Annotated in this window: 24 protein-coding genes; 11 read left to right on the top strand and 13 right to left on the bottom strand. The window is 61.7% G+C overall.

Going from position 1 to position 24,196, the window contains the following annotated elements; genetic code table 11:
• Window positions 1-58 precede the first annotated feature (58 nt).
• On the top strand, window positions 59-997 hold the full coding sequence (locus SM764_RS12520) for a GlxA family transcriptional regulator (protein ID WP_368948205.1): 939 nt from the start codon (window positions 59-61) through the stop codon (window positions 995-997).
• A 52-nt stretch (window positions 998-1,049) separates the two neighbouring features.
• Here the strand turns inward: SM764_RS12520 and SM764_RS12515 are convergent, their stop codons facing one another.
• The gene (locus SM764_RS12515) at window positions 1,050-1,475 is read right to left on the bottom strand and encodes a hypothetical protein (RefSeq protein WP_368948204.1); all 426 of its coding nucleotides are present in this window, start codon (window positions 1,473-1,475) and stop codon (window positions 1,050-1,052) included.
• 246 nt (window positions 1,476-1,721) lie between these two features.
• Here SM764_RS12515 and SM764_RS12510 point away from each other — a divergent pair, with 246 nt between their 5' ends.
• The 5 genes from SM764_RS12510 (at window position 1,722) to SM764_RS12490 (ending at window position 5,666) form a co-directional block, all read left to right on the top strand.
• Entirely contained in the window at window positions 1,722-2,597 is an 876-nt protein-coding gene (locus tag SM764_RS12510) for a TIGR01459 family HAD-type hydrolase (RefSeq protein ID WP_274830153.1), read from the top strand.
• A 116-nt stretch (window positions 2,598-2,713) separates the two neighbouring features.
• The gene (locus tag SM764_RS12505) at window positions 2,714-3,157 is read left to right on the top strand and encodes a MaoC family dehydratase (RefSeq protein ID WP_065272884.1); all 444 of its coding nucleotides are present in this window, start codon (window positions 2,714-2,716) and stop codon (window positions 3,155-3,157) included.
• Window positions 3,158-3,232: 75 nt separating this feature from the next.
• The gene (locus SM764_RS12500; protein WP_368948203.1) at window positions 3,233-4,165 is read left to right on the top strand and encodes a bifunctional riboflavin kinase/FAD synthetase; all 933 of its coding nucleotides are present in this window, start codon (window positions 3,233-3,235) and stop codon (window positions 4,163-4,165) included.
• On the top strand, window positions 4,162-4,635 hold the full coding sequence (locus SM764_RS12495; protein WP_274830156.1) for a YcgN family cysteine cluster protein: 474 nt from the start codon (window positions 4,162-4,164) through the stop codon (window positions 4,633-4,635). The genes SM764_RS12500 and SM764_RS12495 overlap by 4 nt, the downstream gene beginning before the upstream one ends.
• Window positions 4,635-5,666: a threonine aldolase family protein gene (locus tag SM764_RS12490; RefSeq protein ID WP_274837802.1), complete on the top strand. Its 1,032-nt coding sequence runs from the start codon at window positions 4,635-4,637 to the stop codon at window positions 5,664-5,666. Before SM764_RS12495 ends, SM764_RS12490 begins: the two co-directional genes overlap by 1 nt.
• A gap of 13 nt (window positions 5,667-5,679) precedes the next feature.
• Here the strand turns inward: SM764_RS12490 and SM764_RS12485 are convergent, their stop codons facing one another.
• Window positions 5,680-6,531, bottom strand: a complete 852-nt coding sequence (locus SM764_RS12485; protein ID WP_082996109.1) for a LysR family transcriptional regulator — start codon at window positions 6,529-6,531, stop codon at window positions 5,680-5,682.
• A gap of 98 nt (window positions 6,532-6,629) precedes the next feature.
• Here SM764_RS12485 and SM764_RS12480 point away from each other — a divergent pair, with 98 nt between their 5' ends.
• Window positions 6,630-7,055, top strand: a complete 426-nt coding sequence (locus SM764_RS12480; RefSeq protein WP_369001921.1) for a hypothetical protein — start codon at window positions 6,630-6,632, stop codon at window positions 7,053-7,055.
• Window positions 7,056-7,071: 16 nt separating this feature from the next.
• Here SM764_RS12480 and SM764_RS12475 read toward each other — a convergent pair whose 3' ends face one another.
• Window positions 7,072-7,917: an alpha/beta fold hydrolase gene (locus tag SM764_RS12475; RefSeq protein WP_369001920.1), complete on the bottom strand. Its 846-nt coding sequence runs from the start codon at window positions 7,915-7,917 to the stop codon at window positions 7,072-7,074.
• Between the two features lie 7 nt (window positions 7,918-7,924).
• The gene (locus SM764_RS12470) at window positions 7,925-8,518 is read right to left on the bottom strand and encodes a 2-hydroxychromene-2-carboxylate isomerase (RefSeq protein ID WP_274837806.1); all 594 of its coding nucleotides are present in this window, start codon (window positions 8,516-8,518) and stop codon (window positions 7,925-7,927) included.
• Window positions 8,519-8,625: 107 nt separating this feature from the next.
• Here SM764_RS12470 and SM764_RS12465 point away from each other — a divergent pair, with 107 nt between their 5' ends.
• Complete coding sequence (locus SM764_RS12465) at window positions 8,626-9,645, top strand: ribose-phosphate pyrophosphokinase (RefSeq protein ID WP_065272876.1); 1,020 nt, start codon at window positions 8,626-8,628, stop codon at window positions 9,643-9,645.
• Between the two features lie 124 nt (window positions 9,646-9,769).
• On the opposite strand, the gene SM764_RS12460 is transcribed toward SM764_RS12465, so the two are convergent.
• From SM764_RS12460 to SM764_RS12430, 7 genes are all read right to left on the bottom strand, one after another.
• The gene (locus tag SM764_RS12460) at window positions 9,770-10,120 is read right to left on the bottom strand and encodes an H-type lectin domain-containing protein (RefSeq protein WP_065272875.1); all 351 of its coding nucleotides are present in this window, start codon (window positions 10,118-10,120) and stop codon (window positions 9,770-9,772) included.
• A 136-nt stretch (window positions 10,121-10,256) separates the two neighbouring features.
• Complete coding sequence (locus SM764_RS12455) at window positions 10,257-10,670, bottom strand: F0F1 ATP synthase subunit epsilon (protein ID WP_065272874.1); 414 nt, start codon at window positions 10,668-10,670, stop codon at window positions 10,257-10,259.
• A gap of 11 nt (window positions 10,671-10,681) precedes the next feature.
• The gene (atpD, locus tag SM764_RS12450; RefSeq protein ID WP_369001919.1) at window positions 10,682-12,106 is read right to left on the bottom strand and encodes a F0F1 ATP synthase subunit beta; all 1,425 of its coding nucleotides are present in this window, start codon (window positions 12,104-12,106) and stop codon (window positions 10,682-10,684) included.
• Window positions 12,107-12,127: 21 nt separating this feature from the next.
• Entirely contained in the window at window positions 12,128-13,003 is an 876-nt protein-coding gene (locus tag SM764_RS12445; protein ID WP_065272872.1) for a F0F1 ATP synthase subunit gamma, read from the bottom strand.
• Window positions 13,004-13,015: 12 nt separating this feature from the next.
• On the bottom strand, window positions 13,016-14,557 hold the full coding sequence (atpA, locus tag SM764_RS12440) for a F0F1 ATP synthase subunit alpha (RefSeq protein ID WP_065272871.1): 1,542 nt from the start codon (window positions 14,555-14,557) through the stop codon (window positions 13,016-13,018).
• Window positions 14,558-15,118, bottom strand: coding sequence for a F0F1 ATP synthase subunit delta (locus SM764_RS12435; protein WP_065273759.1), 561 nt, complete (start codon window positions 15,116-15,118; stop codon window positions 14,558-14,560).
• Between the two features lie 411 nt (window positions 15,119-15,529).
• Window positions 15,530-16,276, bottom strand: coding sequence for a methyltransferase domain-containing protein (locus SM764_RS12430; RefSeq protein ID WP_065272870.1), 747 nt, complete (start codon window positions 16,274-16,276; stop codon window positions 15,530-15,532).
• Between the two features lie 55 nt (window positions 16,277-16,331).
• On the opposite strand from SM764_RS12430, the gene gloB reads away from it, so the two are divergent.
• From gloB to SM764_RS12415, 3 genes are all read left to right on the top strand, one after another.
• Window positions 16,332-17,105 carry a hydroxyacylglutathione hydrolase gene (gene gloB, locus SM764_RS12425; RefSeq protein WP_368948197.1) on the top strand — a complete coding sequence of 258 codons (774 nt, stop codon included), beginning with the start codon at window positions 16,332-16,334 and terminating at the stop codon, window positions 17,103-17,105.
• 180 nt (window positions 17,106-17,285) lie between these two features.
• Window positions 17,286-19,610: an ATP-dependent Clp protease ATP-binding subunit ClpA gene (gene clpA / locus SM764_RS12420; RefSeq protein WP_065272868.1), complete on the top strand. Its 2,325-nt coding sequence runs from the start codon at window positions 17,286-17,288 to the stop codon at window positions 19,608-19,610.
• Window positions 19,610-20,581 carry a M23 family metallopeptidase gene (locus tag SM764_RS12415; RefSeq protein ID WP_369001918.1) on the top strand — a complete coding sequence of 324 codons (972 nt, stop codon included), beginning with the start codon at window positions 19,610-19,612 and terminating at the stop codon, window positions 20,579-20,581. Before clpA ends, SM764_RS12415 begins: the two co-directional genes overlap by 1 nt.
• Before the next feature lie 21 nt (window positions 20,582-20,602).
• On the opposite strand, the gene SM764_RS12410 is transcribed toward SM764_RS12415, so the two are convergent.
• A complete protein-coding gene (locus SM764_RS12410; RefSeq protein ID WP_369001917.1) occupies window positions 20,603-22,957 on the bottom strand; it encodes a peptidoglycan -binding protein in 2,355 nt (784 codons plus the stop codon).
• A 3-nt stretch (window positions 22,958-22,960) separates the two neighbouring features.
• Entirely contained in the window at window positions 22,961-24,148 is a 1,188-nt protein-coding gene (locus tag SM764_RS12405) for a biopolymer transporter ExbB (RefSeq protein WP_065272865.1), read from the bottom strand.
• Window positions 24,149-24,196 lie beyond the last annotated feature (48 nt).

Genomic DNA, 24,196 nt, shown 5'->3' with positions numbered 1-24,196 from the left:
CAGGGGCACGTCGGCATCATAGTGTCGCATTTGACATCTTTCAGGCCAAAATGGACAAATGCCCACTATCGACACCATCATCCTTTGCCCCGATCCCTGCCAGCGCTCCAGTCTCGCGATCTCGGGCGACATGCTGGAGGCGGCCAACCGGGTTGCCCGTATAAACGGAAAGCCCCCCTTTTTCACGGTCAGGCAACTCACTCCGAGTCAGGCACTTGCACCGGATGCTTCGGCACAGCTTGTGATTCTGCCGGGGATGGGTCTTGCGACCGAACGCGAGGTGCGTGAGACGACACAAACCGTCCAATTCGCCACGCTGACTGACGCTCTGGTCAAACTGGCCGCGCCCGGAACGATCATTGCCGGGTCCTGTTCGGGCTGTTTTGCTTTGGGACAGGCAGGGTTGCTGGACGGTCGGGTGGCCACGACAACATGGTGGCTGGCCCCTTTGCTGAAGACCATGTACCCAAGGGTCCGATTGAACAGCCGTGACATTGTAGTGGAGGATGGCCCACTGGTCACCGCCGGGGCTGCATTCTCACACATCGACTTGTTGTTGCACCTGATCGAACGCTTTGCCGGTTTCGCCGTTGCCGAAGACTGTCGTCGTTTCATGATGGCTGATAGCCGCCCCAGCCAGTTGCCTTATCTTTCGGTTGGCACTTTGCTGTCCGCAGCTCCCGATCTGCAGCAGGCCGAACTCTTCTTACGTCGCAACATCAGGCGACAGGTGAGCATTGCCGAACTGGCGGCGGCCTGCGGCATGTCTCCGCGCACCTTTTCCCGGCACCTGCAACGCGTTACCGCGATGACCCCGACAGCCTTTGTTCAGATCCTAAGGGTCACGGAAGCAATCCGTTTGCTCCGAACCCGGGGCCTGACCGCCGATGAGATCGCAGCTCGTGTGGGTTATGCTGATGCAACCGCGCTACGCCGCGTAATGCGGAAAAGAACCGGTCGGACCCTCGACAGTTTTCGGGAGGAACAATACCCGTAACCACGGCGCGGTAGATTGACCAGCGGCGCCCGGCGCCACTGGTCCAATAGGTTCAGCCGCGACCACCGCCATGGCCACCACCGTGTCCGCCACCATTGCCAGCGCCACCGCCATTTCCTCCGCCGCCATTTCCGGCGCCACCTTGACCACCACCACCGTTGCCGCCGCCATGGCCACCGCCGCCATTTCCGGCACCACCCGCGTCGGCACTATGACCGCCACCGCTACCCTGGCCAGTGTCACTGCCCGCGGTGCCCAGCTTGCCATGCGCGCTCCGGGTCATGACGCCGTTCATCTCATCCTCGCCCGGGGTGTCTTCGGAAACCGCCTGATTTTCATCGTGATACTGGGACAGGACCTCGTCGTCCTCTTCCGCCCAGGGGTTTGCATGCGATGCGAGCACCGGATGGGCCGATGCCACAAGGACGGCCACGGCCATTGCCGGTGCAAGTCGTTGAGTGAAGGTTTTGTATGTCATTGCTATGCCTTTTCAGATCACTTGTCGTGTTCGCACGCACACACATTGTGTTTTTAGAATGTTTAATAAACCCCTACCCACCCATATCTTGTTCCGCCTAGGCGAAGACTCGCCACCAGGTCCTGTCTTGCGCCGAAACCCGCCGCACCGGGCACGGGGAATTCAAGCTGGCGCGGGGATGGGAACTCGGGCATATCTGGCGCCGTATTGCCGCGCCCGCAGGTTCACAGAGGAAAGGACCCGATCATGACCCGCATCATCGAAACGCTTGCCGAGGTTTCCGATCCCTACCGGGCGCTGTTCGTGGACCTTTGGGGCTGTGTGCACAACGGCATCACCGCCTACCCCGAGGCCGTTTCCGCCCTTCAGGCCTACCGCCAGCGTGGCGGCATCGTGGTACTGCTCACCAACTCTCCGAAACCGCGGGCCGGTGTGGCTGAGCAGCTGGCGCAATTCGGCGTGCCGCAGGATGCCTATGACACCATCGCGACCTCCGGCGACTCCGCGCGGGCCGCGATGTTCACCGGGGCCGTGGGAGAGAAGGTCTATTTCATGGGGGAATGGCAGCGTGATGCGGGGTTCTTTGAACCTCTTCATGTGATCGACGCACCTGTCGAAATCACGCGCGTCCCGCTGCAAGAGGCAACCGGCATCGTCTGCTGTGGCCCCTTTGATCCGATGGCAGATCCCGACGTGAACCGGGCTGATTTTCTCTATGCCAAGCAGAAGGGCATGAAACTCCTCTGCGCCAACCCGGATATCGTGGTGGACCGAGGAGAGACCCGTGAATGGTGCGCCGGGGCGCTGGCGCGGCTTTACACGGAAATGGGCGGGGAAAGCCTGTACTTCGGCAAACCGCATCCGCCGATCTATGACCTGGCCCGCCGCCGCCTGGCAGAGCTGGGACAGGACATTGCCGATGGCGATATTCTGGCTATCGGCGACGGCCCACACACCGATGTTTCGGGTGCCATGGGGGAAGGAATTGATTCCCTCTTCATCTCGGGCGGGCTTGCGGCATCGGAAACCAAAACGTCGCACCAACCGGAACCAGAGGCACTAACCGCATACCTGACAAAGGAAAACAGCGCACCGACCTTTACCATCGGCCGCCTGCGGTAGACCAGAAAAGCCTTGATTTTCTGCAACTGCAAAGTAATAAAGTTGCAGAACAGGGCGCCCCATGCGTCCAAAAATTTCAAAGGCATCTACCCGAGCCAGTCAACCCGGAGGGGCGCATGTTGGATAACCTGCCACGCGGAACCATCTGCATCGAAGACATTGAAATGGGCATGGTCCGCTACCTGCGGAAGGTGGTGACGGATGAGGACATCCAGAAATTCGCCGATGTCTCGACCGACCATAACCCGGTCCATATGGATGACGATTATGCCCGCGACACCATCTTTGAAGGCCGTATTGCCCATGGGATGCTGACCGCCGGTCTGATTTCCGCCGTCATCGGGGAGCAGCTGCCCGGCCATGGCACCATCTACATGAGCCAATCACTCAAATTCCTCGCACCTGTGCGCCCCGGCGACATGGTGCTGGCCGAGGTCGAAGTGACCGACATCCAGATCGACAAACGCCGGGTCAAACTCGATTGCCGCTGCATGGTCGATGGCAAGAAGGTTCTGGTCGGCGAAGCCATGGTGATGGCGCCCTCGCGCAAGTTCGACTGACCAGGCACGGCCCAGTCCGCAACGGCAGCACATCGCGCGCTTGCAAGCCCCGCCACAGGGCGCTAGGCAGGCGCCATGCGCATCATCCGTGACTATCAGTTTGTAGAAGAGCGGGATCGCGGCGCCTCCGCCGCGATCGGGAATTTCGACGGCGTTCACCGCGGTCACCGCTCGGTCATCGATCTGGCCCGCAAGGCGGCGCCGGAGGCCCCTCTGGGCGTGGTCACATTTGAACCGCATCCGCGCGAATTCTTTGCCCCCGCCGCGCCGCCCTTTCGCCTGATGTCCGCCGCCGCGCGCGCATCGCGGCTGGAAAAACTCGGCGTGGACAAGCTCTATCAGCTGAATTTCAACGCCGCCCTGTCCGGGCTGACCCCGGAAGATTTTGCCAGCAAGGTACTGGCCGAAGGTCTGGGTCTGAAACACGTGGTGGTGGGCGCCGATTTCTGTTTCGGCAAGGGGCGCGCCGGCACCGCCGAGGATCTGATCCGCTTTGGGCAGAATCTGGGCTTTGGCGTCACCATCGCGCCGCTGATGGAGTATTCCGAACATACCGTCTCCTCGACCGCGATCCGCCAAGCGCTGAGCGATGGCCGCCCTCGCGACGCCGCGGCGATGCTTGGGCACTGGCACCGCATCGAAGGCACTGTGATCGGCGGCGAACAACGCGGCCGTGACCTGGGCTTTCCCACTGCAAACATGTCCATTGATGGGCTGCACCCACCCGCATTCGGCGTCTATGCGGTGCTGGTCGATGTGCTGGACGGCCCGCACAAGGGCAGCTACCACGGCGCCGCTTCGGTCGGGGTGCGCCCGATGTTCGATGGCGATCATCCCAATATCGAAACCTTCCTGTTCGACTTCACCGGTGATCTTTATGGAGCGACCCTGTCCGTGGGGCTGGTGGAGTACCTGCGCCCCGAAATGACCTTTGACGGGCTGGAGGGGCTGATCGCGCAGATGGACGCCGATTGCGCCAAGGCCCGCGACATACTGGCAAACGCATGAAACGATCTGGTATCGAACGCTCCGGCCTGACCCCGCGCTTTTGGGAGAAAAAGCCGCTCGACAAGCTGTCTCAGAAGGAGTGGGAGGCGCTGTGCGATGGTTGCGGCAAATGCTGTCTCAACAAGCTGGAAGACGAAGACACCGGTGAAGTCGCCCTCACCCGCGTGGCCTGCCGCCTGCTGGACGATCAGACCTGCCGTTGCGCCCATTACGAGAACCGCCACCAGTTCATTCCTGAATGTATCGTGCTGAAGCCGGACAATCTGGACACCCACGCCTATTGGATGCCGCAGACCTGCGCCTATCGCCTGTTGTGGGAGGGCAAACCGCTGCCCGCATGGCACCCGCTGGAAACCGGCAGCCCGCACAGCGTGCATGAGGCAGGCGTATCCGTACAGGGCATGACCGTTTCCGAATTCGACACCCCCGAAGAAGACTGGGAAGACCATATCATCGAGGAGCCCATCTGATGTTTTTCGCCTCTGACAATTCCGGCCCTGTGCACCCCGAGGTTCTGGAGGCGTTGACAGAGGCAAACATGGGTTATGCCATGGGCTATGGCGCCGATGCTCAGATGGAGGCGGTGCGCCACCGCCTGCGCGATATCTTCGAAGCTCCCGAGGCAGCGATCTATCTGGTCGCCACCGGCACCGCTGCCAACTCCCTTGCGCTGGCAACGCTATCGCAGCCCTTTCAGACGATCTTTTGCAGCCCCGTGGCCCATATCCACGAGGATGAATGCAACGCCCCGGAATTCTATACCGGTGGCGCCAAGCTGACGCTGGTGCCGGGCGGCGACAAGATGAGTGCCGAGGCCCTGCGCCAGAGCATCGCGGGTGAGGAAGTGCGCGGCGTGCACGGACCGCAACGCGGCCCGGTCTCCATCACCCAAGTCACCGAACGCGGATCTGTCTATACCACCGATGAACTCTCCGCCCTCTGCGCCGTGGCCAAGGACTATGACCTGCCGGTGCATCTGGATGGCGCGCGTTTCACCAACGCGCTGGTGTCGCTGAAATGCTCGCCTGCGGACATGACCTGGAAAGCGGGGATCGATGTGGTGTCCTTTGGCGGTACCAAGAACGGGCTGATGGGCGTCGAAGCGGTGATTTTCTTTGATCCCAAACACGCCTGGGAATTCGAATTGCGCCGCAAACGCGGAGCGCATCTGTTCTCCAAACACCGCTATCTTTCGGCGCAGATGCTGGCCTATCTGCGCGATGATCTTTGGCTGTCCAGCGCACAGGCTGCCAATGATTCCTGCGCCTTCCTGGCCGACGGGTTGCAGGCCGCAGGTGCCACGCTGGAGATGCCGCAGGCCAATATGGTCTTTGCCGCCTTGCCCCGCGCCACTCACCAGCGGTTGCTGGATGCAGGCGCGGTCTATCACCTGTGGGATGGCCCGCTGGATGGTCCCGGGGATGAAATGGTCACCGCACGTTTCGTCTGCGACTGGTCGATCAGTCGGGACGAGATCACAGCCTTTCTGAACCTTCTGTGATCTGACCTGCGCCTCAGGCGCCCTGCCCTGTCAGCGCCGAGGCCAGCCGATCTGCCGCCCCTGCGGCAAAGCTGGTCCGCCTATGGGCAATCCCCATCCGGCGGCGCACATCCTTGGCGTCACGCAGCGGGCGCACCACGATCCGCTGCGAAGCACGGCCATGGGACATCGGCACCAGCGCCACACCCAGCCCGGCAGCGACCAGATCCAGCAGTTGGGCATCGTGCATGGCCTTGGCTGCAACAGGCAGAGCCTTTTCCGGGTCAGGATCCTGCAGAACCCCGCCGAACAGATCTGCCGAGGGGCAATAGGGACGCGCAATCATGGACACCTCAGCCAGATCCGCGAGGCTCAGTTCGGCCTCCCGGCTCAGCGCGTGCCCGACAGGCAGGGCTACGCCATAGCCTTCTTCCCACAAAGATCGGAACGGCATGCCCTGCGGCGCGCAGTCTTCGGCGCAAAGCACCACATCGGCAAGTGCCGCATCGTCAGTGAACTGCAGCACCGCGCCCTCCGCATCCCGGGTGATTGCCCGTAGCCCCTGTTCAAAGGGCGAAGTCAGCACATCCGCAAAGCAATAGAGACGCAGCACGGGCCGCACCCGCCGGGCCAGCCGATCCTCCATCTGGTTGAGGCTGTTCAACACCACCCCTGCCATCTGGTACAGCTCACGGCCCAGATCCGTCGGCACCAGCCCCGCAGCGCCCCTGTGAAACAACGGCCCCCCGTAATGCGCCTCCAGCCGGGCAATGGCGGCAGAGACCGACGGCTGGCGCACCTCGTTCAGCCGCGCCGCCGCGCTGAAGGTTCCGGTTTCATAAGCGGAGCGAAAATACCTGAGTGGCGCAAGATCATTCATAGGCATCAGCTATACCATGGATAGCCGATCCAGCAATTACCTATATCCCTACGGTCTGCCAGAAAGACCCCACTCGTTACATCAGCAAGAAAGTGGAGCTTACCATGAACATCCAGACGGACACCCCTACATCAAATGATCAATCTCAGGGACCTGCGATTGATCAGGTCCTGCGCCTGTTCGAGGCTGCAGATCCGGCAATCCTCGGACTTCTGGCCGAGGACATTGATTTCCGCATTGATCACTACAAGGATGAGGCAGACACCAGTTGGCAGCAGGCAAATGGCGTGAGTGAGCTTGGCGGCCTTCTGGCCCGGCTCGGGACCGAGGTCTTCCCCAAGGGCACGCGTATTCTTGACCTCTCCACCACGCCGCTCGGCAATGGCTGGGCGATGACGCGTTTTGAGCAGGAGTTCTTCTACGGCGTGCGGGACGGTATGGTGCGCAGCCTCACCTATATCACCTCTCACGAGGAGGCCGGGAAGCTCGATTTCTTCAGAGAGACCGTCACCACAATCACCACATTGTGATAGAAACCGGGACGTCCTAACGGCCTGCCGGCGCCGTTTCGCGGTCTGTATCGCTCCAAAAGGCACGAATCGCGGCTGCGGTTTCGGCAGGATGGGTGATCGGCACCATATGCCCGGCGCCCGCGATCACCCCAGATCGGGCGTTGGGCAGACGGCGCAGCAGACCGTCGTTGACCACGCCGATGATAGGGTTGGTTTCACTGCCGCGCAGCAGCAGGATCGGCAGATCGAGCGCCTCAAGAACGCCCGGCGCCAGGACCCCCGGCCGATCCTGATAGACCGCCGCGTCACAGGCCGGAACGATATGGATGGCCCGCGTCATCGCTGCGCGGGTGGACTCGGGCAGATCCGGCCAGCGCGGCGCGCCAGAGCTCCAGCTGCGGTTGAACAGCCGTGCCGCCAGCGCCTCGTCCCCGGCTTCATAAGCGTCCAGGAAGGGCCTGTTCTCCTCCTGAACTCGGGCGCTCATTTCCGGATCATCCTCCAGCGCGACCCGGAACAGAACCGGCTCGATCAGGGTTAGGCTGCGCACCTGGTCCGGCCGGGCCAGCGCCATACGCAGCGCCACTGTGGCGCCAAAGGAATGGCCGATCAGATCGATCGGCTCATCCATCGGCATCAACGATAGGCCTGCCGCCGTGTTGCGGTCCTGATAGTCACCCTGCCGGTCCCAGTCGGGGCTGCGGCCATGGGACAGCATGTCAAAGGCCGTGATGGTCACGGCCCCTTCCAGTGCCTCGCACAAACCGCGCCAGGTACCGGAATGCGCCAGCGAGCAGTGCACCGCCAGCATCTGGCGGGCCCCCTCCCCGAAACTGCGGGAGAATACCGGTTGTGGCAGGTCGTGCGGCAGATCTTTCATCCAGGGCTTACTCCGACAGGTGCCGGTCCAGATCATCCAGCCGGTCCTGGCCCCAGAACTTGGCGCCATCACCGGTGACATAGAAGGGTGCACCGAAAACACCAGCGGAAACCGCGTCTTCAAGGTTCTGACCGTACGTCTCAGCGCCCGCCAGAAGGCCACTGTCTGCCAAAGAGGCATCAAACCCTGCCGCCGTTAGGCACTCGCGGATCACGGCATCCTCGGCGATGTCCTTTTCCTCGGCCCAGCAGGCGCGCAGAATGCTCTGCACCAGGGCGCCCAGATCACCGCCCCCTGCGTTCTGCGCTGCGATGATCGCATAGGAGGACGGCGCCGCATTGGTGGGCCAATGTGCGGGCTTCAGGTTGATCGGCAGGTCCAGCTTCTTGGCCTGACGCTCCATCTCGATCAGGCGGTATTCCTGACGGGCCGGATGACGGTCCTTCGGAGCGGTGCCGCCGGTGCGCGGGAAAAGCGCCTGAATATCGAACGGTTTGTACGTAATTTGTGCATCATGCGCGGCGGCAAGCTGCTCGAGCCTGTTTCCCGCAAGATATGTGTAAGGGGACAGGGTCGAGAAGTAGAAATCAATTGTTGCCATGTCGCTTTTCTCCGGCTTTGAACTAGGCTGGAACCTAGGCGCATGCTAAGCGGGGTTCAATATCACGAATCTGACACATTGCCGTTGCTGCCCGGGGATATCAGCCAATGCCGACCATGAACGAACCCAAGCTTATCGCTGGGAACGCCAACCTCCCGCTCGCCAATTCCATTGCCCGCCGCATGAGCATGCACCGCGGCGTCGATCAGGGGCTGGTGGATGCCCGTGTCGAGCGGTTCAACGACGGAGAGATCTTCGTAGAAGTCTACGAGAACGTCCGTGGCGAGGATATGTTCATCATTCAGCCGACCTCGAACCCGGCCAATGACAACCTGATGGAGCTGCTGATCATCTCGGATGCGCTGCGCCGCTCTTCGGCCCGCCGCACCACCGCTGTGATCCCCTACTTCGGCTATGCCCGGCAGGACCGCCGCACCAAGGCCCGCACGCCGATCTCGGCCAAACTGGTGGCCAATATGCTGACCGGCGCCGGGATCGAGCGGATCCTGACCATGGATCTGCACGCGGCGCAGATCCAGGGCTTCTTCGATATTCCCGTGGACAACCTCTACGCCTCGCCGATCTTTGCGCTGGATGTGAAGCACCAGTTCAAGGACAACATGGCCGATCTGATGGTCGTTTCGCCCGACGTCGGCGGTGTGGCCCGAGCCCGCGAGCTGGCGAAACGCATCAACGCCCCCCTGTCGATCGTCGACAAACGCCGTGAAAAGCCTGGTGAAGTGGCCGAGATGACCGTAATCGGGGATGTAACGGACAAGATCTGCCTGATCGTCGACGACATGTGCGACACCGCCGGCACGCTGTGCAAGGCGGCGCAGGTGCTGCTCGACAATGGTGCGCGCGAGGTGCACGCCTATATTACCCACGGCGTCATGAGCGGCCCGGCAGTGGAACGCGTCACCAACTCGGTGATGAAATCGCTGGTTCTGACAGACACCATCCAGCCGACCGAGGCAGTTTCGGCCGCGCCGAACATCCGTATCCTGCCGACCGCGCCCCTATTCACGCAGGCGATCCTCAACATCTGGCACGGCACTTCGGTCTCGTCGCTGTTCGAAGACAAGACCCTGATCCCGATCTACGAGTCGCTTTACAGCCACGTCTGACGGCCTGCGCGCCCCGTTGGGTGCAGCGACCGGAAGTCCGAAAAAACACCGGCCCCGCGCGAAATTCTCGCCGGGGCCGTTTGATTACCGGGATGTGCTCAGCAGAGCTGCGCTCAGAAGCCGGTCAGTCTACCACCCAGTCATCCTCGAACGGCATATCGCCAATGGCCATCCAAGCTGCCCGTACCCGCGCCACGCGGCTGTCGGCCCAAGTGCGAAACACCACATCAAACCCGGTGGCGGTTATATTCTCGGCTACCAGTTCGGCCCGCACGGCAGCCGAGGTATCCATGTCCCACATCGACATCGACACCTGCACCGCCGGCGGGCGGGCAAAGGCTTCGGAAAACCGTACGGTCTTGCGCCGCTCCCGGGCGCCCTCCCCTGTCCACATGCTGCCGCCACTGTCGAACTCGGAAAACACCACAAGATCGCCCTGATCAATCCCGGTGCGCGGGTTTCGCAGTCTTTTCATGAATTTCCAATCCTCCGCTCGCGGGCAGCCTGACGCACCCACAACCCTGAAGCGTCATAAAATCATCTGAGCGCACAAAAGAAAACCGGCCCCATAAGGGCCGGTTTACAAAGTCTTTCTCGCTTGGCGCGGAACCTTAGAGGCTCATGTGGGTGCCAAGGGCCTCCATGTCCGCCAGAAGTTTCGCGGCTTCCTCGACGATGTCGTGGGGCTGCTCTTCTTCCTTAGCGGTCTTGTAGGTCTCACGTGCGTCCTCGATCAGCTCATCCAGGTGCGCACGGGTCATTTCATCCATCGGGATTGCCTTTTCGGCCAGAACCGAGAGCGCCTCGGAACCGATTTCGGCAAACCCACCGGTGACCACATACTCCGAAGTGCCTTGGGGGCTTTCGACCCGCAGGACACCCGGGCGCAGCGTGGTGATGGTCGGCGCATGCATCGGCATTGCCGTCATGTCGCCTTCCGCGCCGGGGATCTGAACCGCGCTCACCTGAAGCGAAGCAAGGCTCCGCTCCGGGCTCACGAGGTCGAATTGCATGGTATCAGCCATCAGGGCCCTCCTTAGGCCGCCTCAGCAGCCATTTTCTCGGCTTTTGCCTTCACCTCTTCGATGCCGCCAACCATGTAGAAGGCGCCTTCGGGCAGGTGGTCGTATTCGCCGGCCACAACTGCCTTGAACGAGGCAATTGTGTCTTCCAGCGGAACCTGCACACCATCAGAACCGGTGAACACTTTCGCAACGTCGAACGGCTGGGACAGGAAGCGCTGGATCTTACGGGCACGGGCCACGGTCAGCTTATCTTCCTCGGACAGTTCGTCCATACCAAGGATCGCGATGATGTCCTGCAGCGACTTGTAGCGCTGGAGGATCTGCTGAACGTCGGAAGCCACTGCGTAGTGCTCTTCGCCAACGATCTGCGGGTCCATCAGGCGCGACGAGGAGTCGAGCGGGTCCACAGCCGGGTAGATGCCCAGCTCGGAGATGGCACGGTTAAGAACCGTGGTCGCATCGAGGTGAGCAAAGGTGGTTGCCGGTGCGGGGTCGGTAAGGTCATCCGCGGGAACGTACACAGCCTGGATCGAGGTGATCGATCCGTTCTTGGTGGAGGTAATACGCTCCTGCATCGCACCCATGTCGGTCGCCAGCGTCGGCTGGTAGCCCACAGCGGAGGGGATACGGCCAAGCAGAGCCGAAACCTCGGAACCGGCTTGGGTAAAGCGGAAGATGTTGTCCACGAAGAACAGAACGTCGGTGCCGGACTGGTCGCGGAACTGTTCTGCCAGGGTCAGACCGGTCAGAGCAACACGTGCACGGGCACCCGGAGGCTCGTTCATCTGGCCGTAAACCAGGGCAACCTGCGATTCTTCCAGGTTGTCAGGCTTAATCACGTTGGATTCGATCATCTCGTGGTAAAGGTCGTTACCTTCACGGGTCCGCTCACCAACACCGGCGAACACGGAGAAGCCCGAGTGCACCTTTGCGATGTTGTTGATCAGTTCCATGATGAGAACGGTCTTGCCCACGCCGGCACCGCCGAAGAGGCCGATCTTACCACCCTTGGAGTAAGGCGCCAGAAGGTCGATGACCTTGATGCCTGTCACCAGGATTTCCGATTCGGTCGACTGTTCGTTGAACTCAGGCGCCGCCGCGTGGATCGGACGGGTTTCTTCGGCTTTCACCGGGCCCTTTTCGTCAACGGGCTCGCCGACGACGTTCAGAATACGGCCCAGGGTCGCGTTACCAACGGGGATTGAGATCGGCGCGCCGGTGTCGGTGACTTCCTGACCGCGAACCAGACCTTCGGTTGCGTCCATTGCGATGGTACGGACGGTGTTTTCGCCCAGGTGCTGCGCAACTTCCAGAACCAGATTCTTACCGTTGTTGTCGGTGTTGAGGGCGTTCAGGATCGCGGGCAGGTCATCGTCGAACTGGACGTCGACAACGGCGCCGATGATCTGAACCACCTTGCCTTTTGCATTTGCCATTTGTTGGTCTCCGGTTGTCTCTTAGAGCGCCTCGGCGCCCGAAATAATTTCAATCAGCTCGTTGGTGATCACGGCCTGGCGGGAACGGTTAAACTCGATGGTCAGCTGGTCGATCATATCGCCTGCGTTGCGTGTCGCATTGTCCATCGCGCTCATCCGGGCACCCTGTTCGGATGCGCCATTTTCCAGCAGCGCCGAAAAGATCTGGGTGGATACGCCACGAGGCAGCAAGTCGGCGAGAATCGCCTCTTCGCTGGGTTCGTAGTCATATACCGCCGAGGCTTCTTCGGCTTCGCCGCCCTCGTAAGAGGCCGGAATGATCTGCTGTGCCGTCGGCACCTGTGTCACGACGTTGACGAACTCCGAGTAGAAGATCGTCGCGACGTCGAATTCACCAGCGTCAAAGCGGGTCAGGATGTCCTTTGCGATGCCCTGCGCATCGGCATAGCCAAGACGCTTGACCTCGCTCAGGTCCACGTGACCGACAAAATCGGCTTCAAAGTCGCGGCGCAGCGCGTCGCGGCCTTTTTTGCCAACGGTCAGGATCTTGACCGTCTTGCCTGCCGCTTTCAGCTCAGCTGCCTTTTGACGGGCCAGCTTGGCGATGTTGGCGTTGAAGCCACCACACAGACCACGCTCGGCTGTCAAAACGACAAGCAGCTGTACCTGATCGCTTCCGGTGCCACGAAGCAGCTTGGGCGCTGCTTCGCTGTCGCCGACCGAGGCTGCCAGAGATGCCATAACGGCGTTGAACCGCTTGGCATAGGGACGGCTGTCTTCGGCAGCTTCCTGGGCGCGGCGAAGTTTCGCCGCGGCCACCATTTGCATGGCTTTTGTGATCTTACGAGTGCTTTTGACACTCGCGATCCTGTTTTTCAGGTCCTTGAGATTTGGCACTGCCTTATCTCCTTACGCGAAGTCGGCAGCGAATTCGTCGAGTACCGCCTTCATTTTTTCGACCGGCTCACCCTTTTTGAATTTGGGGTCTTCGTCGGTGATCCACTGCAGGAAGTCAGCCTTCTTGCCGCGCAGGAAGCTCAGCAGTTCGGCTTCGTACCGGCCAACGTCCTTGACGTCGACGTTGTCGAGGTAACCGTTGGTGCCGGCAAAGATGATGCAGACGATTTCCGAGTTGGTCAGCGGCGAGTACTGCGGCTGCTTCATCAGCTCGGTCAGGCGCGCACCACGGGCCAGCAGCTGCTGGGTTGCAGCGTCGAGGTCGGAACCGAACTGCGCAAAGGCCGCCATTTCGCGGTACTGAGCCAGCGACAGTTTAACCGGACCGGCAACCGAGGACATCGCGTCGGTCTGAGCCGAGGAGCCCACACGCGAAACTGACAGACCGGTGTTCACAGCAGGACGGATGCCCTGGTAGAACAGTTCGGTTTCCAGGAAGATCTGACCGTCGGTGATCGAGATCACGTTGGTCGGAATAAACGCGGACACGTCGCCGCCCTGGGTTTCGATGACGGGCAGAGCGGTCAGCGAACCGGAGCCGAAGTCTTCGTTCAGCTTCGCGGAACGTTCCAGCAGACGGGAGTGCAGGTAGAAAACGTCACCCGGATAAGCTTCACGTCCCGGCGGACGACGCAGCAGCAGGGACATCTGACGATAAGCAACCGCCTGCTTGGACAGGTCATCATAGATGATCAGGCCGTGCTTGCCGTTGTCGCGGAAGTATTCTGCCATCGCGGTTGCGGCATAGGGTGCCAGGAACTGCAGCGGAGCCGGGTCGGACGCGGTTGCGGCAACCACGATCGAGTATTCCATCGCGCCGCTTTCTTCCAGCTTCTTCACCAGCTGGGCAACGGTGGAACGCTTCTGGCCGACAGCAACGTAGACGCAGTACAGTTTCTTGGACTCGTCGTCGCCTGCGGCGTCGTTGTAGACTTTCTGGTTCAGAACCGCGTCGAGAGCAACAGCGGTCTTACCGGTCTGACGGTCACCAATGATCAGCTCACGCTGGCCACGGCCGATCGGGATCATCGCGTCAACCGATTTCAGGCCGGTTGCCATCGGCTCGTGAACCGATTTACGCGGGATGATGCCCGGTGCTTTGGAGTCGGCAATGCCGCGCTCTTTGGCGTTGATGGGGCCCTTGCCGTCCAGCGGGTTGCCCAGACCGTCAACAACGCGGCCCAGCAGTTCGGGACCAACGGGAACGTCCACGATCGAGTTGGTGCGCTTGACGGTGTCACCTTCTTTAATGTCGCGGTCCGAACCGAAGATAACGATACCGACGTTATCGGCTTCGAGGTTCAGCGCCATGCCCATGATGCCGCCCGGGAACTCGACCATTTCGCCGGCCTGGACGTTGTCGAGGCCGTACACACGGGCGATACCGTCACCGACGCTCAGCACGCGGCCGATTTCGGCCACCTCTGCTTCTTGACCAAAATTCTTGATTTGGTCTTTCAGGATCGCAGAAATCTCTGCTGCTTGGATACCCATTTATCCGACCTCTTTCATTGCATTCTGTAGGGAGTTGAGCTTGGAGCGGATCGAGCTATCGATCATCTTCGAACCCACTTTAACGACAAGACCGCCAATGATGCTCTCATCGACGGTTGCATTGATGGTAACCTTCTTGCCCACGCGCTCGGCCAGAGTCTTGGCCAGCTTTTCGCTTTGGGTCTTGGTCAGCGCCTTGGCCGAGGTGACCTCTGCGGTCACTTCGCCACGTGCTTCAGCCAGGCTGGCGCGCAGGGAGTCGATCAGAGCCGGCACCACGAACAGGCGGCGTTTCGCAGCCATCAGCGACAGGGTGTTGCGCAAGGTGGGGTCCAGCCCCATCTTGGTGCTGACCGCATCGATTGCGGCGGCCTGCTCTTCGCGCGTCACCAGGGGCGAGCTGATCAGGTTTTGAAGGTCTTCGCTGTCAGCCAGGGCAGCTGCCAGGTCATTGATGCTGGTCTCAAGGCTGTCGAGCGCCTTGTTCTCGTCAGCGATCTCAAAGACCGCTGTGGCATAGCGCGCGGCGATGCCTGCAGAAATCGAAGCTGGTTCGGACACGTCCACCCTTCCGATATTATTTTGGCCCCGGTCTGCATACCTGCGTCAGGCAGCACCCGGGGGTGTGAGTCAGCCCACCAGCGTGGCAGGCCATCGAAATCAGCGTGGATGTAGCAGAGCGTTCCCAACCTATCAACTGCCTATAACGGTAACGGCAAAATGATCGAGTTAAGTGTTTTCAATACCTTAGCGGAACTGCGGCCCTTTGCCCCCGCAACAGGCTACAAAAAATGAACAAGTTCTTCATCGAATTGCGATTCCTGAGGGTCAAAAAACGGCATTTGTTCCCCCTTCGTGCAGTCTTGCCGCAAAATGAGCACGCCACGCGCCCGGCAGGGCACCTGCGGGAATCACCGTTAGCATTGCGCCCTGTGCATGGCTGCGGCCATCGGCACGGGGACATGGCGCGGGTCAGGCAGGTTCTGCCACAGGGTTCGACAGCCCCTCAAGCACCCGGATCGGGTTGCTGCGTTTGACGCGGGTCATCAGCCCCTTTTGCTGATGGGTCTGCTTGCTGACCTCGACCAGGATCACCCCTCCTGCCAGCACCGCCGGCAGGCGCCGCCCCATCTTTTCCAGCAGCGCGCCGGATTTCAGCCAGAACCGCCGGGAACTCGGCAGTCGGTAAAGCGCCGCCGTATGCTGCTCGATGGTGAACTGGTGCAGCCGCAGTTGGTTTTCCAGCTGTGTCAGCGTATAGGGGCGCCCATAGCCAAAGGGCGTCTTGTCCGACCGCGCCCAGAACCCTGCCCTGTTTGGAACAATGAAAATCGCCCGCCCGCCGGGGCCAAGCGCGCGCCAGGCTTCCTCCAGCAGATCCGACGGGCGTTCAGAGGTCTCCAGCCCGTGCAGCATCACCAACCGGTCCACGCGCCCGGTTTCGATAGGCCAGCTGACCTCTTCGCACAGGACCGACACATTCGGCATGCCCGCCGGCCATTGCATCACCCCCTGCGGCCCCGGCATCATCGCCATCACCCGCCGCGCATCCGCCAGATAGGGACGCAGCAGCGGCGCGGCAAAGCCAAAGCCCACAACAGTCTGCCCCGTCGCATCGGGCCACATCTGCAACAGGCGCGCCCGGATTGCCGCCTGCGCGGCCCGGCCAAGGGTACTGCGGTAGTAGAAGTTCCTCAGATCCTGAACATCAAGATGCATTGCGGGCGCCTGCTGCTTGGGTCACTCTGGGGGCAGTCTAACAATGAAAAAGCGAATGACCATGCCCCTTGAGATCGTCACCGTTCCCTGCCTCTCTGACAACTACGCCTTCCTGCTGCATGACGCCGCATCGGGGCGCACCGCACTGGTTGACGCTCCGGATCCTGCCGCCATCACCGCCGCCCTGAAGAAGCGCGGATGGGGGCTGGACGAGATCCTGCTGACCCATCACCACTGGGACCATATCGACGGGACCAAGGAGCTGTGCAGCACCTTTGGCGCCTCGGTGACCGGCGCGGCGGCAGATGCGCACCGGCTGCCAGATCTGGATCGCGCTGTACAGGATGGTGAAAGCTTCGATTTGTTCGGTCACGAGGTTAAGGTGCTGGATGTTTCCGGCCACACCGTTGGCCACATCGCCTTTTACATCCCGGACAGCAACGCCGTCTTTACCGCTGACAGCCTGATGGCGCTTGGCTGTGGCCGCCTCTTCGAAGGCACGCCCGAGCAGATGTGGAACAGCCTGTCGCGCCTTGCCGCTCTGCCTCCCGAAACCGTGGTTTATTCCGGCCATGAATACACCCAGGCCAATGCCGCCTTTGCCATTACGATCGACCCGGACAACGACGCCCTCAAGACCCGCATCGCGCAGATCGACACCGCCCGCGCGGCGGGCGAGCCAACCGTGCCCTCCACGCTGCAACTGGAATTGGACACAAATCCCTTCCTGCGTGCCCATCTTTCCAGCGTTAAGGAATCGATGGCCATGCAGAACGCTGAAGACGTTGATGTCTTTACAGAAATCCGGCGCAGAAAGGACAATTTCTGACCTCTGGCGTGTATCATTTCCGGCTTAGCAACAAGAAATGTGACCGAAAAATAAAAGAAAGCGCTTGAAGCCGGCGGTCTATCAACCAAACTCTAATACTATGAGGCCATGGTTGAGAGTGGGGAAGGATGGTAAATACGCCGCCCCGCCCCCCTCAACCCAAGACAGAGGAGCACGCCCGTGCCTTCATTCTCGAGCACATTGGAACAAGCCATTCACGCAGCGCTGGCGCTGGCGAATGAGCGGCGACACGAATTCGCAACGCTGGAGCACCTGCTGCTGGCGCTGCTGGACGAACCCGACGCAGCCCGCGTAATGCGCGCCTGCAGCGTTGATCTCGGCGAATTGCGAACGGCCCTGGTGGAATTCGTGGATGAGGATCTGTCGAACCTGGTTACCGATATTGACGGCTCCGAAGCTGTGCCCACCGCGGCATTCCAGCGGGTGATCCAGCGGGCTGCGATCCATGTCCAAAGCTCAGGCCGCACCGAAGTCACCGGCGCCAACGTGCTGGTTGCGATCTTTGCCGAGCGCGAAAGCGATGCCGCCTATTTCCTTCAGGATCAGGACATGACCCGCTATGACGCGGTGAACTTCATCGCCCATGGTGTGGCCAAGGATCCTGCATTTGGCGAACCGCGCCCGGTTTCCGGCGCTCACGAGGCTGAAGAAGAACCACAGCCGCAGGCCGCCGAGGGCGAAAATAAGGAAAGTGCGCTGGCCAAGTATTGCGTCGATCTCAACGCGAAATCCCGCGAAGGCGACATCGATCCGCTGATCGGCCGCAGCCATGAAGTGGAGCGCTGCATTCAGGTGCTGTGCCGCCGCCGCAAGAACAACCCGCTGCTGGTTGGTGATCCCGGCGTTGGCAAGACCGCCATCGCCGAAGGTCTGGCGCGCAAGATCGTGCAGGGTGAGGTGCCGGAGGTTCTCTCCGAGACCACCATCTATTCGCTCGACATGGGCGCCCTGCTGGCCGGCACCCGTTATCGCGGTGATTTCGAGGAACGCCTGAAAGCGGTTGTGACCGAGCTGGAACAACACCCCGACGCGGTTCTCTTCATCGACGAGATTCACACGGTGATCGGCGCTGGCGCCACATCTGGCGGCGCCATGGATGCCTCTAACCTGCTGAAGCCTGCGCTTCAGGGCGGCAAGCTGCGCACCATGGGCTCCACCACCTACAAGGAGTTCCGTCAGCACTTTGAAAAAGACCGCGCCCTGTCGCGCCGGTTCCAGAAGATCGACGTGAACGAACCCACGGTCGAAGACGCGATCGAAATCCTGAAGGGCCTGAAACCCTATTTCGAGGAACACCACAGCGTCAAATTCACCACCGATGCGATCAAATCGGCGGTGGAGCTGTCGGCGCGTTACATCAACGACCGCAAACTGCCGGACAAGGCCATCGACGTGATCGATGAGGCCGGCGCCGCGCAGCATCTGGTGCCCGAAGACAAGCGTCGCAAGACCATTGGCGTCAAAGAGGTTGAAGCCGTCGTCGCCAAGATCGCCCGCATTCCGCCCAAGAGCGTGTCCAAGGACGATGCAGAGGTGCTCAAGGATCTGGAGAAATCGCTCAAACGCGTTGTCTTCGGTCAGGACGATGCCATCGACGCGCTGTCCAGCGCCATCAAACTGGCGCGCGCAGGCCTGCGGGAGCCGGAAAAGCCCATTGGCAACTACCTCTTTGCGGGCCCCACCGGTGTCGGCAAGACCGAGGTCGCCAAACAGCTGGCCGATACGCTGGGTGTGGAACTGCTGCGCTTTGACATGTCGGAATACATGGAGAAACACGCGGTCTCCCGCCTGATCGGCGCGCCTCCGGGCTATGTCGGCTTTGATCAGGGCGGTCTTCTGACCGATGGCGTCGATCAGCATCCGCATTGCGTGCTGCTGCTGGATGAAATCGAAAAGGCGCACCCGGATGTCTTCAACATCCTGTTGCAGGTGATGGATAACGGGCAGCTGACCGATCACAACGGCCGCACCGTGAACTTCCGCAACGTGGTTCTGATCATGACCTCCAACGCCGGCGCCTCGGATATGGCGAAGGCCGCCATCGGCTTTGGTCGCGACCGCCGCGAGGGCGAAGACACCGCCGCCATCGAGCGGACCTTCACCCCGGAGTTCCGCAACCGTCTGGATGCGGTGATCTCCTTCGCGCCGCTGCCCAAAGAGGTCATTCTGCAGGTTGTCGAGAAATTCGTACTGCAGCTTGAGGCGCAGCTGATGGACCGCAACGTGTCGATCGAACTGACCCGCAAGGCTGCCGAATGGCTGGCCGAGAAGGGCTATGACGACAAGATGGGTGCGCGTCCGCTGGGCCGGGTCATTCAGGAGTATATCAAGAAACCGCTGGCCGAGGAACTGCTGTTCGGCAAGCTGACCAAGGGCGGTCTCGTCAAGGTTGGCATCAAGGACGGCAAGATCGACCTGCGCCTTGAAGGCCCAGGCAAGCCCCGGATTTCCGGTAACAAGCCGCCGCTGCTGACCGCAGAATAATGTATCGCACGCTTTTCGCGCTGTTTTCATCGCTCGCCGCACCCGTTGCGGCGGGCGATTTCGCATTGGACTGGCCCATCGACTGCGTGCTGGGCGACAGCTGCCACATTCAGCAATACGTCGACCGGGATCCCGGCCCCGGGGCGCAGGATTTCACCTGCAACGGCCTGACTTATGACGGGCACAAGGGCACGGATATCGCTCTGCCCTACCTGTCGGACATGCAAACCGGCGTCACGGTGCGTGCCGCCGCAGACGGAGTCGTTGCGGGGCTGCGCGATGGCATGCCGGATCAATACGCGACCAAGGCAAACGCCGCCGAGATCAAGGACCGAGAATGCGGCAACGGTCTGGTGCTGCGCCACGCGGGCGGCTGGGAAACCCAGTATTGTCACATGAAGCGCGGCTCGCTCCGCGTTGCCAAGGGCGACCGGGTGCCCGCTGGAACCGCCCTCGGCGAGGTTGGCCTCTCCGGCAAGACGCAATTCCCGCACCTGCATCTGTCGCTGCGCAAGGATGGCGCGGTTGTCGACCCCTTCCAGCCAGATAGCAGCGCCGCCTGCGGCACCGCATCCGGCGCCTCCCTGTGGGCGCAGCCAGTTGCTTATGAGGCTGGTGGCTTCCTCGGTGCCGGGTTCAGCACCGGTGTTCCAGCCTATGACGCGATCAAATCCGGCGCCACTGCGGCGAAGGGAGAGATGCTGGCAAAGGATGCGCCTGCGATGGTATTCTGGGCCCATGCCTTTGGTGGACGGGAGGGCGACACCCTTACCCTCACCATTGACGGACCGGGCGGCAAAATGTTCGATCAGAAGGCCACTCTGAAAAAGGATCAGGCGCAATTCTTCCGCGCTGCGGGCAAACGTCTGCGCCGGGCAGCCTGGCCTGCCGGGCTTTATACCGGGATTGCCCGGTTGATGCGCGACGGGGCAGAAGTGGACCGGATCATCCAGCCGATCCGGATCGACTGATCCGCGCCCTTTCGCCCCGCCCTAGCGTTCGGTGAACTTCAACTCGATCCGCCGGTTCTGGGCGCGGGCTTCTGGCGTGTCGGCAGTGTTGACGGGCTGATATTCGCCAAACCCATTCGCCGCCAGCCGCCCCGGCGGAATGCCAAGCGCATCAATCATGTAGCGCACCACCGACAGTGCCCGCCCCTGGCTAAGCTCCCAGTTATCCTTGAACTTCGGATGCCCCAGAAGGGTCGTGTTGTCGGTATGGCCATCGACCCGGATGATCCAGTTGATCTCTGGCGGGATCGCAGCGGCCACGCTTTGCAGGATACGGGCAACCTTGGCGATTTCCGCCTTGCCCGCCTCCGACAGCTCGGCGCTTGCCGGAGCGAACAGCACTTCGGAGGCAAAGACGAAACGGTCACCCTCAATCCGCACACCGTCCTGGCTGCCCAGAACATCCCGCAGGCGCCCGAAGAACTCCGACCGGTAACGCTCCAGATCCTGCGCCTTGTCGGCCAGAGCTGCCGCCTCGGCCTCCAGCCGCTTGCGCTCCTGCTCTTCCAGTATCCGGCGCTTGCGCTCTTCCGAGGCGGCACGGGCCAGCGCGGCGTTCAGATCCTGACCAAGGTTCTGTAATTGCACCTGCTGCGCTGCATCGCGCGCCTGATAATCGTCCAGAATGGCCTGCAGGCTACCCAGCTGTTCACGCAGGGCCGCGATTTGCTGGTTCAGCAGTGCCGCCTCGCGCTGCGCCTTGGTCGATAGCTGTTTCTGATCGGCAAGTGCCGCGCGGGCCTGCGCCAGCAGCGTGGCGCGTTCCTCTGCAAGGTTGCGCTGCCCCTCGGCGCTGGTCTCTGCCTCCTTCTGGGCATTGAGCGCAGCAAGCAGGCGCTGTTGCAGGACATCCGTATCGCTGGCCGCCGCGCGGGCGTTTTCCAGTGCTTCCAGCGCAGTCAGCAGACGTTGCTCCACCGCAGCCCGGTCCTCTGCAGTGGAACTGGCAGCGCTGCGGGCAGCGGCAAGATCAGCGCGGGCCTGCTGCAGTTGTGCCTCAAGCCCGGCCTGCAGGCTGGCGGCATCCGCCCGGACCTCAGCCAGCTGTTGTTCCAGGGCGCGCCGCTCTGCGTCGGCCTTGTCTTCGGCCGCGCTCAGCGCCGCTTCCAGATCCGCCCGGGCCTTGGCGTGGTTTGCCTGAAGCTGGGCAAGCTGGTCTTCATACTGTGATTGCGTCTCGACCGAGGCCGCTTGCTGCCGCGCAAGTTCCGCTTCCAACTCGTCACGGGTGCGGGCGGCATCTTGCCGGGCGGCCTGCAGATCTGCAGTCAGACTGGCGCGGGTGGCATCCGCATCGGTCCGCACCCGGTCGAGTTCCGCCTCGAGAGCGCTGACCCGCGCCTCGGCCTCGGACTGGCTGACCTCCATCTGCGCCAGAACCCGGGTCAGCCGCTCGGCCAATTCGTCTCGTTCCCGCGATTGCGCGCGGGCGGCTTCCAGCGTGGCAAGCGCCTCTTCCAACTGGCTGTCCAGCTGCGCCTTGGCAGCCTCGGCGGCGGCCAGAAGGGTTAGCGTATCCTCGGCCCGCTGGCGTTGTGCCTCCAGCGACAGGGTCATGGCGGTCAGTTCGGCATCAGCGTCTTCCAGTTTCTTGCGCAGGGCCTCAGCCGCCGCAGCTTCGGCCAGACGGGCAGTTTCTTCTTCGCTCAGCTGGTCTTTCAGATCGGCCAGCTCAGCCTCTTGCGCCGTGCCTTCCGCCTGCAAATCAGCGATCATCGCCTCCAGCGCCTCGCGCCGGGCCGCAGCCAGCCTCGCCGCTTCAACACCGGCATCGATTTCATCACGGGCCTGTGCCAGCGCCAGGTTCAAGGCTTCCTGCTCGCTCAGCAGCTCAGCCCTGTCCGCCTCCAGCTGTTCCCGCTCCGCGCTCAGATCCGCGATTTCCGCCGTTGCGGCCTCCTGATCGGCGATCAGGGCGGCTACCTGCGCCTCAAAGGCAGTGATGCGGCTACGCGCGGCCTCCAGATCGGCAACCCGCGCGTCCCGCTCAGAGGTGAGCGACGCAATCAGCGATTTCTGCTCGGCAATCTGTCCCTCGGCCTGCTGAAGTTCGTCCTGCGTCGTGCTCAGCGTTGCGGTGAGCGCGCCAAGCCGGGCGGTCAGAAGATTGTTCGAACGTTCCTCAAGCCCCAGCGCATTGGCCAGCGCCTGTACCTCGGACGAAAGTTCGTCCAGCTCGCTTTCCTGTCCGGTGATGGTTTCACGCAGAACCGATTGCACCACCATGAAAATGGTCAGCACGAACATCAGCACCAGCAAAAGCCCGGTCATCGCGTCGACGAAGCCCGGCCAGATCGAGGCCTGGAACCGTTGCCCAGTGCGCCGGGACAGGGCCATGGGTCAACCCTCGTCCTGGGAGGCGGCCTTGGCTGCGCGCTGGCCGCCCCGTGGCGGTGCAAAGGCCTTGACCATCAGGTCGATATCCTTGCGCAATTCGGCCAGGCTTTCCTGTCGACCGGCCGAAATTTCCTCAAGGATGCGCAGCATCTGCACGTCGATCGAGCGCAGCCGCATGCGGCTTTCGGCATCAAGGCCCACGTCGCCATGGGCGCGCATGATCTCGGTCAGGGTTTCCTGCCCGACAGCCACCCGCTCCAAGGCCGCGCTCAGCGTTTCATTCTGTTCCTGACGCTGGTTCATGTCGTTGATACTATCGACCAGCTGCGAGAGTTTTTCCTCGACCGCGACGCGGCCCTGTGCGGTTTCGGCGAACATGCCCTGCAGGGCATCCATCTGCTCGGCCATGGTATCCAGTACCTCGGAGACGATCCCGCTGTCCCCGGCCCCATCTTCGCCCGAAGAAAAGCTGACCCGGGTAAAGGAGGACAGCCACTCTTCCAGCTCGCGATAGAACCGGTTCTGGCCGTGCCCGGCAAAAAGCTCCAAAAGACCGACGATGAGCGACCCGGCAAGCCCTAGAAGGGAAGAGGCGAAAGCAACACCCATGCCGCCCAGCTGCGCCTCAAGCCCCGTCATCAGCCGGTTAAAGATGGTCAGGCTTTCTTCGCCCTCCTGCGGAGCAAGGCTGCGAATGGTATCTACAACCGCCGGAACCGTGGTCGCCAGACCATAGAACGTGCCCAGAAGGCCCAGGAAAATCAGAAGGTTGACGATATAACGGGTGATTTCCCGGTCTTCATCGATCCGCGTCGCCACGGAATCCAGGATCGAGCGGGTGGAAGAAGAGCCAAGCTGCATCCGCGCACCCCGCGACCGCAGGAGCGAGGCCAGCGGCGCCAGCATCGACGGTGGCCGGTCTTCGCCGCGGCTGCCGCCGCCGGCAAAGCTTTCGATCCAGCGCACCGAGCCGATCAGCTGCACGACCTGCCAGAAACAGGCCAGCACCCCGATCACAAAGACGAAAAGGATAAACCCGTTGAGCCAGGGGTTGGCCTGAAACACCGGCAGTACACGTGGCAGCGCAACAAAGGCGCCAAACCCGGCAAGCCCCAATGCAATCAGCATCAGAATGACCTGTCGGACCGGTTGGGAAAACTGGGGCCTGATCTTACCGTCTGGCTGCGCCATATTAAGGGGCTCCTGCCTCTTTCAGTGCTCGTGTCGCGCCTGAAGCCT

Source organism: Pseudophaeobacter sp. 1A16562, assembly GCF_041008785.1.
Classification (GTDB): domain Bacteria; phylum Pseudomonadota; class Alphaproteobacteria; order Rhodobacterales; family Rhodobacteraceae; genus Phycobacter; species Phycobacter gallaeciensis_A.
This window is presented reverse-complemented; position numbering and strand designations above follow the sequence as displayed.

Bases quoted from the DNA above. Each gene is read 5' to 3' on its own strand.
- SM764_RS12520 (WP_368948205.1), top strand. From the start codon at position 59: ATGCCCACTATCGACACCATCATCCTTTGCCCCGATCCCTGCCAGCGC.
- SM764_RS12515 (WP_368948204.1), bottom strand. From the start codon at position 1,475: ATGACATACAAAACCTTCACTCAACGACTTGCACCGGCAATGGCCGTG.
- SM764_RS12510 (WP_274830153.1), top strand. From the start codon at position 1,722: ATGACCCGCATCATCGAAACGCTTGCCGAGGTTTCCGATCCCTACCGG.
- SM764_RS12505 (WP_065272884.1), top strand. From the start codon at position 2,714: ATGTTGGATAACCTGCCACGCGGAACCATCTGCATCGAAGACATTGAA.
- SM764_RS12500 (WP_368948203.1), top strand. From the start codon at position 3,233: ATGCGCATCATCCGTGACTATCAGTTTGTAGAAGAGCGGGATCGCGGC.
- SM764_RS12495 (WP_274830156.1), top strand. From the start codon at position 4,162: ATGAAACGATCTGGTATCGAACGCTCCGGCCTGACCCCGCGCTTTTGG.
- SM764_RS12490 (WP_274837802.1), top strand. From the start codon at position 4,635: ATGTTTTTCGCCTCTGACAATTCCGGCCCTGTGCACCCCGAGGTTCTG.
- SM764_RS12485 (WP_082996109.1), bottom strand. From the start codon at position 6,531: ATGCCTATGAATGATCTTGCGCCACTCAGGTATTTTCGCTCCGCTTAT.
- SM764_RS12480 (WP_369001921.1), top strand. From the start codon at position 6,630: ATGAACATCCAGACGGACACCCCTACATCAAATGATCAATCTCAGGGA.
- SM764_RS12475 (WP_369001920.1), bottom strand. From the start codon at position 7,917: ATGAAAGATCTGCCGCACGACCTGCCACAACCGGTATTCTCCCGCAGT.
- SM764_RS12470 (WP_274837806.1), bottom strand. From the start codon at position 8,518: ATGGCAACAATTGATTTCTACTTCTCGACCCTGTCCCCTTACACATAT.
- SM764_RS12465 (WP_065272876.1), top strand. From the start codon at position 8,626: ATGCCGACCATGAACGAACCCAAGCTTATCGCTGGGAACGCCAACCTC.
- SM764_RS12460 (WP_065272875.1), bottom strand. From the start codon at position 10,120: ATGAAAAGACTGCGAAACCCGCGCACCGGGATTGATCAGGGCGATCTT.
- SM764_RS12455 (WP_065272874.1), bottom strand. From the start codon at position 10,670: ATGGCTGATACCATGCAATTCGACCTCGTGAGCCCGGAGCGGAGCCTT.
- atpD (WP_369001919.1), bottom strand. From the start codon at position 12,106: ATGGCAAATGCAAAAGGCAAGGTGGTTCAGATCATCGGCGCCGTTGTC.
- atpA (WP_065272871.1), bottom strand. From the start codon at position 14,557: ATGGGTATCCAAGCAGCAGAGATTTCTGCGATCCTGAAAGACCAAATC.
- SM764_RS12430 (WP_065272870.1), bottom strand. From the start codon at position 16,276: ATGCATCTTGATGTTCAGGATCTGAGGAACTTCTACTACCGCAGTACC.
- gloB (WP_368948197.1), top strand. From the start codon at position 16,332: ATGACCATGCCCCTTGAGATCGTCACCGTTCCCTGCCTCTCTGACAAC.
- SM764_RS12415 (WP_369001918.1), top strand. From the start codon at position 19,610: ATGTATCGCACGCTTTTCGCGCTGTTTTCATCGCTCGCCGCACCCGTT.
- SM764_RS12410 (WP_369001917.1), bottom strand. From the start codon at position 22,957: ATGGCCCTGTCCCGGCGCACTGGGCAACGGTTCCAGGCCTCGATCTGG.
- SM764_RS12405 (WP_065272865.1), bottom strand. From the start codon at position 24,148: ATGGCGCAGCCAGACGGTAAGATCAGGCCCCAGTTTTCCCAACCGGTC.